Raw genomic sequence first — 12,567 nt, 5'->3', positions numbered from 1 at the left:
CCGCGCCCCTGGACCTAGTGGCCCAGGATCTTGCCCAGGAACTGCTTGGCGCGCTCGTGCTGCGGGTTGTTGTAGAAGGCCTCGGGGGTCGTGTCCTCGACGATGTTGCCCTGGTCGAAAAACAGGATACGGTCGGCCACTTCCCGCGCGAACCCCATCTCGTGCGTCACCACCAGCATCGTCATGCCCGAGCGGGCCAGTTCCTTCATCACGTCGAGCACTTCCTTGATCATCTCAGGGTCAAGCGCCGAGGTCGGCTCGTCGAACAGCATGATCTTGGGGTCCATCGCCAGCGCCCGCGCGATGGCCACCCGCTGCTGCTGCCCGCCCGAAAGCTGCGCCGGATACTTGTGCGCCTGCTCCTCGATCCCCACGCGGCGCAGCAGTTCCAGTCCCCGCCGCTCGGCCTCGGCCTTGCTGGCCCGGCGCACCCGGGTCGGGGCCAGGGTGATGTTGTCGAGCACCGTGAGATGAGGAAAGAGGTTGAAGCTCTGGAAGACCATGCCGACCTCGCGGCGGATGGCGTCGAGATTCTTGGCCCCTTGAAGGGGAATCCCCTGCACCGAGATGGTCCCGCCGTCGTGGGGGTCCAGAGCATTGAGGGTCCGGATGAAGGTGGACTTGCCGCTGCCGGACGGCCCGATCACGACGACGACCTCACCCTGCCGCACGCTGAGGTTCACGCCCCGCAGCGCGTGGAAGGTCCCGAAGTGTTTCTCCACGCCCTGCGCCTCGATCACCAGAGGAGCGCCCTGAGCCGGCGCGGGGCGGGAGGCGCGGTCGGGGGTGGGCTGCGGAGCGGTCATGGCCGGCAGTCTACAGGCTGGGTGCGCCGCAGGGCCGCCTCCGGGCCCGCCACAAACCGGGCCGAACTCTTTCATCTGGCCTTTAACGTCATGCTACCCTGCGGCATTCCACACAGCCAGGCCTGTCCCCAGAGAGAGGAGGGGCCCGGCATAGCACAAGGAGCCGACCATGAAAAAGTTCATTCCTGCCGTTGGGGCTGCGCTGGCCCTGTTGACCCTGGGAGCGGCGCTCGCGCAGAGCAATTCCTTCCTGACCATCGGCTCGGGTAGCACGACCGGCGTGTACTTTCCGGTGGCCACCGGGATGGCGAAGATGGTCAACGACGCGGGCAGTGGCGTGCGCGCCAACGCCCGCAGCACGGGCGGCAGCGTGTTCAACATGAACGCCCTGGCGACCGGTGAGCTCGACATGGCGATCGTGCAAAACGACATCGCCTACTACGCCTACAAGGGCAGCGGCATCCAGGCCTTCGAGGGCAAGGCCAACAACAAGGTGCGTACCCTGGCCGTGCTGTACCCCGAAGTCCTGCACGTGATCGCCCGCAAGGACGCCAAGATCAACAGCATTGCCGACCTCAGGGGCAAGCGCGTGGTCATCGGCGACCTGGGCTCGGGTACCGAACAGACCGCCCGGCAGGTTCTGGAAGCCTACGGCCTGAAGTTCGAGGACCTGGGCCAGGCCCTGCGCGTCTCGCCGGCCCAGGGCATCAGCCTGATGCAGGACAAGCGCGCCGACGCGCTGTTCTACACGGTCGGCGTGGGCGCGAGCGCCATCTCGCAGATCGCCCAGACGGTGGACGTCAACCTCGTGCCGGTTGCCGGCAACCAGGCCTCGGCGCTCATCAAGAAGTACCCCTTCTACGTGCGCTACAACATTCCGGCCAAGAGCTACAAGGGCGTCGGCGCGACCGTGCCCGGCGTGGCCGTGCAGGCGACCCTGGTGGCGAGCAGCGCGGTCAGCGACGATACTGTCTACAAGGCCATGAAGGCGGTCTTTACCAGTACGCCCGGCGTCAAGGCGATCCATCCCGTCCTGAACACCAGCTTCAGCAACGCTGCCGCCGTCAAGGGCGTCCCCGCTCCGCTGCACCCCGGCGCTGTCAAGTTCTGGAAGGAACAGGGCCTGAACGTCAAGTAAGCCCCGGCTCCGTGCCGGACCGTCCGGGGCCAGTCGCCCAGACCGAAGTGCGACTGGCCCCGCCTTCTTTCCCATAAATGAGGACGCCGTGAGCAGACCCACAACTTCCGACCGCGTTCCCCCCGGCCCAGACCAGCCGATGCCCTCCCGTCCCGGCGAGGCCCTGACCGAAGGCGAAAAACAGGCCCTGGAGATGGTCGCCGCCGCCGAAACCGGCGGACGCAAACTGTTCGGCTGGCAGGCGCTCCTGGTCACGCTGGTGGCCGTCGGCTGGTGCCTGTTCCAGATGTATTCCGCCTATGTTGGCACCATCCCGACCATCAATCTGCGCTCCATTCACCTGGGCTTCGGCTTTGCGCTGGCCTTTCTGGTGTTCTCGTTCAAGAACAGGCCCGGCCGGCCCGAAACCCGCGTGCCCTGGTTCGACTGGGTGCAGGGCGCCCTCGCCGTGGCTTCGGTACTGTACTTTCTCTTTCAGTACGCCAATATCGCCAACAACGGCGGTATGCGGGCCGACGTCCCGATGGACCTGTGGATGGGCAGCCTGCTGGTCGTCATGCTGCTGCTGGCGACCTGGCGGACCCTGGGCATCTCGATGGTCCTCGTGTCGGTCGGCTTCATCCTGTTCGCGCTGATGGGCGCGCGTGGGGCGCTGCCCTTTATCCAGACGCCGTTTCACAACGGCAGCACTTGGCCGCAGCTCGTGGGGCAACTGGCGACCAACACCGAGGGCATCTTCGGCACGTCGCTGGGGGTCAGCGCGCAGATCGTATTCCTGTTCGTATTGTTCGGGGCCGTCTTCGACAAGATGGGCGCGGGCGACTGGTTCATGAACATCTCCCAGAGCCTGCTGGGGCGCTTCCGGGGCGGGGCGGCCAAAGCCAGCATCGTCAGCAGCGGCCTCAACGGCATGATCAGTGGCAGCGCCGTCGCCAACGTCGTGACCGGCGGCAACATCACCATCGGCACGATGATGCGCACTGGCTACAGCCGCGAGAAGGCCGGAGCCATCGAGGTCGCGAGTTCCAGCAACGGGCAGCTCATGCCGCCCGCGATGGGCGCGGCCGCCTTCATCATCGCCGAAAACCTTCAGATCGAGTTCCGGACCCTGATCCTGGCGGCGGCCATTCCGGCCTTCCTGTGCTACGCCGCCCTGCTCGTGGTGGCGCACATCGAGGCCCTTAAGCTCAACCTTCAGGGGGTGCCGCGCGACGAACTGCCCCGCTTCAAAAAGTCGTTTCTGGAGGGCTGGTACTACCTCTTCCCGCTGGGCTACCTCATCGGCACGCTCACCTTCAATCATGAGGCGGTGCCCGAGCGCGTCGCCCTGTTCACGATCATCGGCATGATGCTGATGATGCTCGCGCAGGAGCTGTTCTGGGGCCGGCGGGACGGGCGCGGCGCGGGCCGGAGCCTGATCGAAGGCGGCCAGAAGATCGTCGCGGCGTTCGAAAGCGGCGCCCGCAACATGATCGGCATCGCCATCGCCACCGCCTCGGCAGGCATCGTCGTAGGCATCGTGACGATCACGGGCCTGGGCTACGGCCTGGCCGACGTGCTGGAAGCGGCGGCGGCGGCCTTCTCCAACCCGTTCCTGCGGATTCTGGTCACGCTGTTCATCGCCCAGCTCATCGCGCTGATCCTGGGCACCGGCCTGCCCACGACCGCCAACTACATCGTCATGGCCGCACTCATCGTGCCCATCATCGCCAAGATCGCCGGGCTGGACACCAGTAACCCCGGCGAGATGCTGCCGGTTCATCTGTTCGCCTTCTATTTCGGCATCATGGCCGACAGTACCCCGCCCGTGGCGCTGGCGGCGACCGCCGCCGCCGCCATCTCCGGGGGCGACCCGATGAAGACAGGGGTGCAGGCCTTCCAGTACGAGATGCGCACGGCCCTGCTCGCCTACATGATGTTCTTCAACCCGTCTCTGCTGCTCATCCAGGACGGCCGCCTGGGCGCTCTGCCCTGGACCGAGGCCATTCCCATCATCTTCTTCGCCTTCCTGGGGCTCGTGGCCTTCGGGGCGGCCACGCTGCGCTTCCTGCACCGCCGGACCAACCCCATCCAGATGCTGCTGCTGCTCGTCGCGGCGTTCATCCTGATGATTCCCAACGGCGTCCTGTACGACCTGGGCGCTCTGGGTCTCATCGCCCTGGTGTATTTCTGGCAGAAGGCCGGAAGCCGCCGCGAGCCGCCTGCAGCGCTGCCCACCGCTGCCTGAGTCCCTCTATCCTGCGCCGTTCTCCCATAGCGGGAGGCAGCGCATTTGTGCTGTCCTCACAAAAGATCAAGAGGGGAGTCACACGCGGGTCAGTTTGGCCCGGCACAGTGAGAGGTATGAAAAAAGTGCTTCTGGCTGCGGTGGGGTTGAGTGGAGTATTGGCAAGCTGCGGGTCCGTGGCCGTGGGTGACGGCGCCATCGCGCAGGTCACCGGCATCCGTACCGAGTACCGCCTCTCGAACGGGCAATTCGTGGGCTGTGACAATGTGCTGAACAACGGCGTGCAGGGCATTGCCCGGACCCAGGTCGCGGTGTACTTCAACGTGACTGGTACCGTGCAGTCGGTCAGTGTCGGTCTGCGCGGCAACACGGACAACCGCTATGACGGCAACTACAACGCCACCTTCTCCGGTTCGGAGTTCGATTCCATCGGTGGCAACAGCTACAAGGTCTCGTTCGACGCCAGCCCGGCCACCGGCGGCTTCTTGCCCCAGGCCATCGTCGTCAACCCGGTTGACCGCACCGTGAAGCTCGTGACTGCCGAGAATCTGGTCGGCTCGTTCTACGCCGACCTGACCATCCGCAACGCCACCGACTCGGCCACGGCCAGCACCCGCTCGCTGGGCAACGGCAACATTCCGGTGTACACCAACTGCTACGTGCAGCGTGATACCGGCGAAACGATCTGACCGCAGCGCTCTACCAGCAAGGCCGCCCCACACTGGAGGCGGCCTTCTTTTCGCCTCCCTACTCGACGCGCGTTTCGAGCACGATCTCGCTGTTCAGGCTCGCGGCGACCGAGCAGTATTTCTCGTGGCTCAGGTGCGCGGCCTTGCTCAGCATCTCGTCGGTGACGCCCTCGCCGCTGGCGATGTGGCGCACAGTGATGTGGGTGTAGCGCTTGGGGTCGGTGTCGGCCCGCTCGCCCTCGACCTCGATCCGGTAGGTGCTCAGGGGCGTGCGGCGCTTTTTCATGACTTCGACCACGTCATAGGCGGTGCAGGTCGCCAGCGCGCCCAGCAGGGCCTCCATCGGGGAGACGCCCACCTTGACGGGGCTGTTGTCGATCAGGAGCTGGTGCCCGCTCTCGCTCACGCCCAGGTAGCGCTGCTCGCCGAGCCAGGTGACGTTCAGGGTCTTTTTCATGCCGCTCAGGCTAGCGCAGGGCGCGCCGGGAACACTGGGGCCTGCCCAGGTTTCGGGCGGCCCCGCGCTCAGCGCTTCCCTGCCTATGCGAAGTCCTCGTCGCCTTCCTCATCGGGCAGGGGCAGGCGCACCTGAAACGTCGCGCCGCCGCCAGGTGTATCGAGCACGTCGATCCGCCCGCCGTGCGAGATCACGACCTGCTGCGCGATGGTCAGGCCCAGGCCCGCCGAGCCGGCTTCCTTGCCCCGGTAGAACTTGTCGAAGATGCGTGGCTTGACCGAGTCGGGCACGCCGGGGCCCGTATCCACCACGCTGGCCTCGACCTCGTCGGCACGCACGTTCAGTTCGAGCCGCACCTTGTCGGGCCCCCCACTGACGCGCACCGCATTCGTCACGAGGTTCACGAAGACCTGCGTGAGGCGCCCCGGATCGCCCACGATCTCGACATCGGGCACGTCGGCCTGTACGCCGTAGTCACGCCCCACCTGCCGCAGCAGGTTGCCGACGTTCATGTAGTGCATTTCGATGCTCTGCACGAGTTCACCGCGCGAGAGCTGCAGGAGGTCATTGACCAGCCGGGTCATGTTCTCCGCGACGCGCTGCGCGTCCTGGACGACCTGCGAGCCGCCCACCTCGCGGTCGGCGCGGCGCAGGTACCCCAGCAGAGCGGTCAGGGGGGTACGCAGTTCGTGGCTGGTCTCGGCCAGGAAGGTCTTCTGGAGGTTTAGGGCCTCTTCGAGCTGCCGGGCCTGCACCTCCAGGCGCTGGCTCTGGCGCTCGGCGGTGTTGCGCAGACGCTCGACCTCCAGCAGCCGGGCCTGCAGGCTCTGGTTCAGGTCGCGCACCGACTGTTCGGCCCGCTCGCGCGACGCCTGACCCTCGGCCTCGGCCAGGGCGCGGCGCACGCTGGGGGCCAGCCGCTCCAGGCGCTGCTTGAGGATGTAGTCGGTGACGCCTTGGCGCAGCGTGTCTACCGCCACCTCCTCGCCCATCGCGCCCGTCACGATGATGAACGGCATGTTGGGATACATCTCGTGGGCGCTCCTGAAGGCGCTCAGGCCGTTGTAACCCGGGAGCGCGAAATCGCTCAGGATGATGTGCGGCGGGCGCTCGCGCAAGGCTTCCAGAAAGGTGTCCTCGGCCTCGACGCGCTCGATCTGCACCGACCAGGGCAAGTCGCCGTCGAGGTGCATGGCGACGAGCTCGTGGTCGAGTTCGCTGTCTTCGAGGTGCAGGATACAGATGGTGCCCGGCGTCTCCGAGGAGGCCAGGGGAAAGGGGGCGGGGTCGGGCATCAGCGGAGCTCCTGGGGCCGGGGGGCGAGCGGCAGGGTGATCCAGAAGGCGGCGCCCTCGCCGGGCAGCGCCTCGGCTCCCACCTGGCCTCCGTGACGGGTCACGATACGGCGGACGTTCGCCAGACCGATTCCGGTCCCCTCGAATTCTTCGGGACGGTGCAGACGTTGAAACACACCGAACAGTTTATCTGCGTATTTGGGATCGAAGCCCACGCCGTTGTCCGCCACTGTCACCCGGACCCAGCCGGCCTCCTCCTGCGCGCTCAGGGTCACGCGCGCCTCCGGTCGGGTGCGGGTGTACTTGATGGCGTTGGACAGCAGGTTCTGGAACACGAGGTCGAGCAGTGCGGCGTCGCCCAGGACAGTGGGAAGCTCTCCCTGCTCCAGCGTGACCTGCCGGCTCAGGCGGTCCGGCTCGAGGTTGTGCCACGCCTGCTTCACCAGCTCACCGAGCGCCACCGGCGCCTGACGCAGCGGCGTGCGGCCCATCCGTGAAAATTCCAGCAGGCTGTCGATCAGGCCGCTCATGCGCCCGGCCGCGTCGGTGATGACCGTCAGGTAGCGCTGCCCCTTGGCGCTGAGATTCGGTCCAGCGTCCTTGCCCAGCAGGTCGCTGAATCCCACGATGTGCCGCAGAGGCGTGCGCAGATCGTGGCTCACCGAGTAGCTGAAGGCCTCAAGTTCACGGTTGGCTTCCTCCAGCTCCAGCGTGCGGCGCTGCACGCGTTCCTCCAGTGAGAGGTTCAGGGCGCGCAGTTCACGCTGGGCGGCCACCGCGCGTCCCCGCAGGGCGTCGTTGTCCAGCGCGGTCGAGAGGCGTTTGCACAGCTCCTGCACGAGTTCGTGGTCGCGGTCCCGCAGGGCGTGGCGGTGGGCGAGGCCCAGCACGCCCCGCAGCGTGCCGTCCAGCCCAGTCAGGGGGCACAGGACCATTCCGGCAGCTCCGGCGGCGGCCAGCAGTTCGTCGTCTGTCAGGTAGTCCGGGTCCTCGCGCTCGGCGGCCCGCTCGGCCACGTGCCGGACCGCCTGCACGAAGGGCGCCGCCGACCAGTCGGGGCCGCTCCGCGACTCGACCAGCAGCCGCAGGTCGGGCAGGGTCCACATGCCGGCGGCGACCATCAGGCGGTCGGTGACGAGGTTCAGGACCGTGCGGTACTTGTCGGCGCGCGTGGCGAGCGGGTCGTTGACGCGGGCGGTGAGTTCCTCGGACACGTCGGCCAGCAGCCGCGCGGCGTTCTCGGCGTACACACTGTCGTCCACGTCGGTGCTGGTTCCTACCCACTCGAGGATCTGCCCGCCCGCGTCGCGCACCGGCAGCCCACGGGTTACGAAGGTCCTGTAGCTGCCGTCCGCGCCCAGCAACCGGTGCTCGGCCTCGAAGGCCTGCCCGGCGCCGATGGCCACCGTCCAGCGGCGCTGATAGTCGCTCCGATCATCGGGGTGCAGCGTGGGCAGCAGGCCCTGGGGCGCGCGCGCCGGGCCCACGTACTCCTCCCAGCGGCGGTTGAAATAGGTCGGCACGCCCTGCGGATCGGTGAGCCACACGATCTGCGGCATTCCCTCGATCACGCCCCGGTACCGCTCCTCGTTGCGCTGCGCGAGACGCTCGGCCAGCAGGCGGTCGTGGATGTCGGTGGCGCTGGCGACCCACTCGCGCACCTCGCCCTGCTCGTTGAGCAGCGGCGCGACCCGCAGCTCGAACCAGCGGTCGCGCAGCCTGTCTGCCGCCGCGCGGCCCGGCCCCGCGACGCGCAGCCGCACCTCGCTCTCCGAGGAGGCCTGCAGGGCGTAGGCGTCGCGCCACATCTGCTCGTAGACGACGCGGTCGTGGGGATGCACCCGCGAGCGCAGCGAATCGGTCCCCAGGCGGCGGCGGTGCTGAACATTCTCGTAGGTCAGCGCCCCGCCGGGCTCACTGACCCAGACCACATGCGGAATGGCGTCCAGGACGGCACGTGACCGCTTGCCGGCCGCCTGGAGCGCCTGCTCGGCCTCGACCCGCTCGCTCACGTCACGGATCACCTCCAGCAGGCCCAGCAGTTCGCCCGCCGAACTGCGGACCTCGGTGCGCTGCGCCTCACCGTAGAAGTGGCTGCCATCACGCCGAGCGTAGGGCGTCGTGACCGACTGGAACGTGCTGCGCTTGTCCAGCCGGCGGTCGAGATGCAGCGCCGAGAGCGGCTGGCCCAGCAGCTCGGCGTCCCCGTAGCCGAACTGCCGGGCCAGCGCGCGGTTCACGGTACGCACCAGGCCCTGACCGTCAGTGAAGGCCGCCGCGTCCTGCATGGACTGGAAGATGGCCTCGAACTCGGCGGAGGCGCGCGCCTGCCGGCCCTGGGCCTCGCGCAGGTCGTGGTTGGCGGCCTCGGCCTGTTCGCGGGCCCAGACCTGCGCCTGTGTGAGCCGGAAGGACACCCCCGAGAGCAGCATCCCCATCAGGAAGATCAGGGCGGGCGAGAAGCCGAAGATGTCGCGCCCGAAACTGGCCGGCGCGGCGTAGGTCGACGTCCAGTCCAGCCCGGCGAGAGAGGCGCGCTCCTGCATCAGGAATTCGCCTGTGGGGGCCGCGCCCGGCGTCAGCGGCTCGCCCCCGATAACGAGGCGCGAGCGGATGCCCGGCTCCCGGTAGGCGCCTCCCAGCGAGGCCAGGAAGGTGTCGGCGCGCACCGCCACGTAGATGAAGCCGGTCAGGACACCGGGGGCGGCTCCTGCGGGTTCCTGTGCGGCGTTCTGCGCGGCCCCCCGGCCGTCGAGCAGACTGGGCCGCCACACCGGGAGCGCCAGCAAGAAGCCCCGGAGCGGCCGCCCGGCCGAATCGGAGGTCGCCAGCGTGACCGGCAGCGTGGTCTGGAACTCGCCCGAACGCTGAGCGCGCACCAGTGCCGAGCGGCGGTCGGCCTCCGAATACAGGTCGAAGCCCAGCACGCCCTCGTTCTGGGCGCTGTCGGGCGCGATGAGGACCACGGGTGCGCGCTGCTGCACCGGGCTGATCCTGGGCCGTACTCGGAAATCCGTCTGCCCCAGGCTGCCCAGCAGGGTTTCGAGAGGACCGGTATCACCGCTGGGCACCCAAGCGGCGTAGCCCAGGGCCTGCACGTCGGGGTAGCGCCGGCGCAGGTTGAGCTCCTCGGAGAACTGAAAGAAGGCGGCCGGAGTCACGTCGGTGGCACTCGTGAGCCAGAAGGCGCGGGTGGCCTGAAGCAGCTTGTCGAAGTCGCTGACCCGCTGACGCAGCGCCGAGGCGTGCGCGCTGACCTCGCGCTCGAAGCGCACCCGTTGCTGCTCGTGGGTAAAGCGCGACGCCACCAGCGCCAGCCCACCCGAGAGCAGCAGCATCAGGAGCATGACGGTCAGGGGCAGGGCCCGTGACCAGCGGTCGACCAGCCGTCCAGGACTTCGCCGGTCCCGCAGCGCGCTCACGGCCGGGGGGGCACCTGCACCCCGCCGGCCAGCGCCTCCAGAAAGACCGGAGCCGGTACCTCAGCCCCGGTCCAGGCGAAAAAGGCCAGCCGGGCCTGGTGCGCCAGCATCCCCAGACCGTTCTCGGCGCGTACCCCGGCGGCGCGGGCTTCCCGCATCAGCCGGGTTTCGGTGGGCTTGTAGACCATGTCGTACACGAGAGCCCCCGGCGCCAGCGCAGGCAGGGGGGTCAGGGGGCTGGCGTGGGGGTCGCCCAGGCCGGCGCTGCTGGCGTTCACCAGCAGCCCGACCTGCGCCCACGGCACCTCAGCGGCGTTCAGGGCCTGCCCGCCCAGGTCGCGGGTGAGGGCGGCGGCGCGCTCCGGCGTGCGGTTCACGACCATGGCCGCCTGTCCACGCGACCGCAGCGCGTAGACCGCCGCCCGCGCCGCGCCGCCCGCGCCCAGCACCACGCTCAGGCCTCCGGCGGACGCCCCGGCCTCGTCCAGCGCTGCCAGCAGGCCGGGGGCGTCGGTGTTTTCGCCCAGCAGCCGGCCGCTCCGGTGAATGACCGTGTTCACGGCCCCGATGGCCCGCGCCGCCGGACTCAGGTCGTCGAGCAGGAGCAGCGCGGTTTCCTTGTGCGGCAGGCTGAGGTTGGCGCCCAACACACCCGGCGCGCGCAGCTCGGCGATGGCCGCCGGCAGGTCCTGGGGCGCGACCCGGCGGGCCTCGTACTGCCCAGCAAGGCCCGCCGCCGCGAAGGCCGCCGCGTGCATCTGCGGCGAGAGGGAATGGGCGGCAGGGTCGGCGTACAGGAAGGCGCGCCAGGACCCCCCCGGAACACCAGGAGAACTCACGCCCCCAGCATAACGGCCAACCCGGCTCCGTTCCCTGCGCCGGCGCACGGTTCCCCTGTTCGGCCTGGCCGAGTGAGACTCCAGAGCACACGGTGTCCAGCCGACCCCTCTTCTATTCTGGCGACATGCGGCGTTCCGGCAGTGCGGTGCGGGGGGCGGCTCTAGCCGCGCTCCTCCTTCCGGGAGTCGCGGGGGGGGCCGCCTTTCCGGTCGGCCTGGGGCCGGTGCCGGCGGCGGCGCCCCTGCTCGCCCCGGCCTGCGCCGCGCCCATACGCCCGCTCGACTTGTCCCTGTGGCGCGTGGCGACCGCCGACGGCCGGCCGGACCTGAGCTGCTCTAACGCCTTCGTGGGCTACCTGCGGACCCCGCGCGGCCCCGGCACACCGCAGGACGCCTTCGAGGTCATCGCGGAGCAGGTGCGCGCCGCCCACAACGAGGTGCTGCTGACCAGTATGGAGTGGCAGGGAGGCCAGGGCCGGCCGGGCTACACCTTTGCCTCGGCAGTGCGGGACCTGTACGCGCGGGTCCGTGCGGGTCCGGCCGCCTACCCGCAGGGCATGCGGGTGCGGGTGGTCCTGGGGGGCTATCCCGACTTCGTGCGGCTCGACGGCGCGGCCCAGGCGCTGGCCCTCGCCCGTGATCTGCGGGTGCTGGGCGTGCCGCTGGAGGACGCAGCACTGGACTGGCACGTGTCGGTGCTCAACTACGGCTTCTTTCCGCACAGCCACGCCAAGCTGCACGTCATCGACGGACAGGACGTGACGGTCGAGGGCTACAACTTCGCCGACGGCCACCTGCCGGAGGGCGAGAACGGAGGGCGCGGCCTGCACGACCTGGGCCTGCGGATGCGCGGGCCCGCCGCCCAGGACGCCGTCGCCGCCTTCGACGACCTGTGGCGGCACTCGCGCCAGCTCCGCTGCCCGGCCGGCGTGGCCGCGGCCGAGGTCGCTGCGCGCTGCGCGCTGGGCCTCCCCGACCCGCCCTCACACCCGGCGGTGGCGCGCGCGGCGGTCCCGGCCGGCGACGCGCGCGCTTTCGTGCTGTACCGCCGCCCCGGCAGCGACGTGGCCGACCGCGCCCAGCAGGCCCTCTTTCTGGCAGCCCGCCGGAGTATCGACCTGCTGGAGGTGGATTTCAGCCCCGAACTGGCGTGCTGGTCGGCCTATCAGAACCCCGAGGGCTGTGGCCGCACGACCTTTCCGCCCTATTTCGCCGCGCTTCTCGACGCGATGGAGCGTGGGGTCAGGGTGCGCGTGCTCACGGTGAACTACAGCTACGGCGCCTACGCCAACCGCAGCGGCGTGGCCCTGCTGCGCTACGAGGCGCGGCGCCGGGGCCTCGACGCCCTGTTCGAGGCGCGCTACGTAGACTTCAAGCTGCACAGCAAGGTGGTCACGGTGGACCGGGAGATGGTCGTGGCGGGCAGCGTCAACTTTCACTTCAGCTCGTGGGGACCGCTGGGCCTGAATGAGGCGGTCCTCGCCACGAGCGACCCCGCGGCGGTGGCCGAGCAGCAGGCCAGCTTCGAGGACCTGTGGACGAAGCGCGGCTCTCCGGTCCCGGACGAATGGTGGCTGCGGTTCGTGAAGAGACAAGACGGCCTTGTCGGCCCCGGCCCCGCAGACGAGAGGTGAGGGGACCCTGTCCCCGCTTCACCTTCCACTTTCTCCGGCCCGCTCCCCCTACACTGGACC

The 12,567-nt window shown here is 69.1% G+C and carries 9 protein-coding genes; 4 read left to right on the top strand and 5 right to left on the bottom strand.

Annotated elements, in window-relative coordinates; all coding sequences use genetic code 11:
- Nucleotides 1–14 precede the first annotated feature (14 nt).
- A complete protein-coding gene (locus ASF71_RS05090) occupies nucleotides 15–806 on the bottom strand; it encodes an amino acid ABC transporter ATP-binding protein (RefSeq protein ID WP_056296023.1) in 792 nt (263 codons plus the stop codon).
- A 169-nt stretch (nucleotides 807–975) separates the two neighbouring features.
- On the opposite strand from ASF71_RS05090, the gene ASF71_RS05085 reads away from it, so the two are divergent.
- The 3 genes from ASF71_RS05085 (at nucleotide 976) to ASF71_RS05075 (ending at nucleotide 4,860) form a co-directional block, all read left to right on the top strand.
- On the top strand, nucleotides 976–1,944 hold the full coding sequence (locus tag ASF71_RS05085; protein ID WP_056296020.1) for a TAXI family TRAP transporter solute-binding subunit: 969 nt from the start codon (nucleotides 976–978) through the stop codon (nucleotides 1,942–1,944).
- A gap of 139 nt (nucleotides 1,945–2,083) precedes the next feature.
- Complete coding sequence (locus tag ASF71_RS05080; RefSeq protein ID WP_056296017.1) at nucleotides 2,084–4,171, top strand: TRAP transporter permease; 2,088 nt, start codon at nucleotides 2,084–2,086, stop codon at nucleotides 4,169–4,171.
- A 116-nt stretch (nucleotides 4,172–4,287) separates the two neighbouring features.
- Nucleotides 4,288–4,860, top strand: coding sequence for a hypothetical protein (locus ASF71_RS05075; protein WP_235514140.1), 573 nt, complete (start codon nucleotides 4,288–4,290; stop codon nucleotides 4,858–4,860).
- Between the two features lie 58 nt (nucleotides 4,861–4,918).
- On the opposite strand, the gene ASF71_RS05070 is transcribed toward ASF71_RS05075, so the two are convergent.
- The 4 genes from ASF71_RS05070 to aroE form a co-directional block, all read right to left on the bottom strand.
- Entirely contained in the window at nucleotides 4,919–5,317 is a 399-nt protein-coding gene (locus tag ASF71_RS05070) for an OsmC family protein (protein ID WP_056296015.1), read from the bottom strand.
- A gap of 83 nt (nucleotides 5,318–5,400) precedes the next feature.
- Nucleotides 5,401–6,612 (bottom strand): hybrid sensor histidine kinase/response regulator, encoded by a 1,212-nt coding sequence (locus ASF71_RS05065; RefSeq protein WP_056296012.1) that lies wholly within the window; start codon nucleotides 6,610–6,612, stop codon nucleotides 5,401–5,403.
- Complete coding sequence (locus ASF71_RS05060; protein WP_235514139.1) at nucleotides 6,612–10,034, bottom strand: PAS domain S-box protein; 3,423 nt, start codon at nucleotides 10,032–10,034, stop codon at nucleotides 6,612–6,614. The genes ASF71_RS05065 and ASF71_RS05060 overlap by 1 nt, the downstream gene beginning before the upstream one ends.
- Entirely contained in the window at nucleotides 10,031–10,873 is an 843-nt protein-coding gene (aroE, locus tag ASF71_RS05055) for a shikimate dehydrogenase (RefSeq protein ID WP_082505558.1), read from the bottom strand. The genes ASF71_RS05060 and aroE overlap by 4 nt, the downstream gene beginning before the upstream one ends.
- Nucleotides 10,874–10,998: 125 nt before the next feature.
- Between aroE and ASF71_RS05050 the strand changes: the two genes are divergently transcribed.
- Entirely contained in the window at nucleotides 10,999–12,507 is a 1,509-nt protein-coding gene (locus ASF71_RS05050; RefSeq protein ID WP_056296010.1) for a phospholipase D-like domain-containing protein, read from the top strand.
- Nucleotides 12,508–12,567 lie beyond the last annotated feature (60 nt).

The organism is Deinococcus sp. Leaf326 (assembly GCF_001424185.1).
Taxonomy (GTDB): domain Bacteria; phylum Deinococcota; class Deinococci; order Deinococcales; family Deinococcaceae; genus Deinococcus.
This window is presented reverse-complemented; position numbering and strand designations above follow the sequence as displayed.